The sequence below is a fragment of the Novosphingobium sp. 11B genome, from assembly GCF_054589055.1.
Genome location: NZ_BAAILP010000288.1, coordinates 6495 through 8220, shown reverse-complemented (window position 1 = coordinate 8220; position 1726 = coordinate 6495). Strand labels below are relative to the sequence as shown.

General features: G+C 63.4%; 1 protein-coding gene and 1 pseudogene. One reads left to right on the top strand and one right to left on the bottom strand.

Annotation, left to right across the window (positions count from 1 at the left end; all coding sequences use genetic code 11):
• A pseudogene (locus ACYPYD_RS24850) lies at positions 1-260 on the bottom strand (TonB-dependent receptor); the annotation flags it as partial.
• A 357-nt stretch (positions 261-617) separates the two neighbouring features.
• Here ACYPYD_RS24850 and ACYPYD_RS24845 point away from each other — a divergent pair.
• Complete coding sequence (locus ACYPYD_RS24845) at positions 618-1574, top strand: cation diffusion facilitator family transporter (protein WP_459666144.1); 957 nt, start codon at positions 618-620, stop codon at positions 1572-1574.
• Positions 1575-1726: the final 152 nt, after the last annotated feature.

Genomic DNA, 1726 nt, shown 5'->3' with positions numbered 1-1726 from the left:
GGCACCATGTTGATGATTTCGTTGACCGACTGGCCGGCGCGCTGCGCGCTGATCAGTTCCTGGCCGATCTCTACCTTCGCCTTGGGCGAGTCGGGCGTGCGCACGCCGATGGTCTGGTTCACGCGGCCGCCGGTCACGATGATGGTGTCGCCGTCGAAGTCGGCCGAACCGGTCGACTGCGCAAAAGCGGGAACCGCGAGGAAGGCGGCGCCAACGGCGATCGTGCTGGTCGCCGTGGAAAGGAGGGAGGTGAGTTTCATTTTATGCCCCTGATCTTGTCAGACTAGAGTGGTCACAATGTGCGACGAACGCTTCAGCTCCGCCGCATTTGCTGCGGCTGCTAAGAGCAGCGGGATATGACAACTTTCTGACGGTGAGGACTCAAATGCGTGCGCAAACGCGAAATTTTGTGACACAAGCGTAACACAACACGATTTATTGCAAAAAAACAAAAATATTTCAGTAGTTTATGGTGCGCGCGCGATATTGCACTGCGGCATAAATGTCACTGGAAAGGGAAAGTGCTGCTGCGCCTGCAACACTGCAAAAACGTAATACGGCCGTGATGTTACGTCATCGCTTGATGCCGACCGGGCGCTCGTGCCACTCGTTCGGCCATGAGCGCAGGTCATCATCACGGACATCAGCATAGCCACGGCCACGGGCATCACCACGGGCACCATCATGCGCATGCGGCGCCGGCAAATCCCGGTCGCGCCTTCGCCATCGCCGTCTCGCTGAACCTCATCTTCGTCATCACAGAGGTCATCGCGGGCTTCGCGAGCGGGTCCATGGCGCTGCTGGCGGATGCGGGGCACAACCTGTCGGACGTCCTTTCGCTGGCGCTTGCCTGGGCGGCGGCGGTGCTATCGGCCCGCCCGCCTTCGGAGCGCTTCACTTACGGCCTCAAGAGTTCCTCCATCCTCGCCGCGATCGCGAATGCGGCGCTGCTGTGGGTGGCGATCGGCGCGATCCTCGTCGAGACGGTACGCCGCCTCGCCGATCCCGAGCCGGTGGGCGGCACCACGATGATGATCGTCGCGGGCATCGGCATCGCGGTGAACGGGCTTTCGGCTCTGCTTTTCGCGAAGGGCTCGAAGTCCGACCTGAACTTGCGGGCGGCGTTCGTGCATCTTCTGGCCGACGCGCTGGTTTCGGTCGGCGTGGTGATCGCGGGGCTGCTGATCACGTATACCGGATGGGCACTCGTCGATCCGGTGACCTCGCTGGTCATCACCGTCGTGATCGCATGGTCGAGTTGGGGCCTGCTGCGCGATTCGCTGCACATGGGCATGCTGGGCGTGCCGGAGGGCATCGACGGCCCGCGCGTGCGCGCCTTCCTCGAGGCGCGGCCGGGCGTCGTGCGCGTCCATGACCTGCACATCTGGCCGATGAGCACGACCGAGACCGCTCTCACCGCGCACCTCGTCATGCCCGGCGGACAGCCGGGCGACGGATTCCTGCATGCCCTGGCCCATGACCTCGAGCATGAGTTCAGCATCGGCCACCCGACCATTCAGGTCGAAACCGACGACCACAGCCCCTGCGCGCTGGAGAGCGAGGCCGTCGTCTAGGCTATACGAATTCGTGCCGCGCGCCGAGGAAGTCCTCGGGCAGAATGGCGAAGCCGGATGATATGCAACCCTCGCCCGTCAGGCGCAGCTTCAGCTTGTCCGCGAAATGCGCCCGCGCCCTGCCCGCATCGGCGATCTTCCAGACGAGCGCA